We start from the raw sequence: 286 nt of genomic DNA on the forward strand, positions 1-286 counted from the left end.
CAAGTCCATCATGACCCACCACTTTTAAATAAGTGTAAGATATCCCCGAGCGGGTCATTAGCTCAGTTGGTAGAGCAGTGGACTTTTAATCCATTGGTCGATGGTTCAAGTCCATCATGACCCACCACTTCTTAATTAGACTGATATCGCATGAGCGGGTCATTAGCTCAGTTGGTAGAGCAGTGGACTTTTAATCCATTGGTCGATGGTTCAAGTCCATCATGACCCACCAATACTTAATTAAGAATAGATATCCGAGCGGGTCATTAGCTCAGTTGGTAGAGCA

The 286-nt window shown here is 44.1% G+C and carries 2 tRNA genes; both read left to right on the top strand.

Going from position 1 to position 286, the window contains the following annotated elements:
• Positions 1–51: 51 nt before the first annotated feature.
• Positions 52–127, top strand: a tRNA-Lys gene (locus tag C1E24_RS20590).
• Between the two features lie 29 nt (positions 128–156).
• Positions 157–232, top strand: a tRNA-Lys gene (locus C1E24_RS20595).
• The last annotated feature ends 54 nt before the right edge of the window (positions 233–286 follow it).

This window comes from Pseudoalteromonas phenolica, from assembly GCF_005876835.1.
Classification (GTDB): Bacteria; Pseudomonadota; Gammaproteobacteria; order Enterobacterales; family Alteromonadaceae; genus Pseudoalteromonas; species Pseudoalteromonas phenolica_B.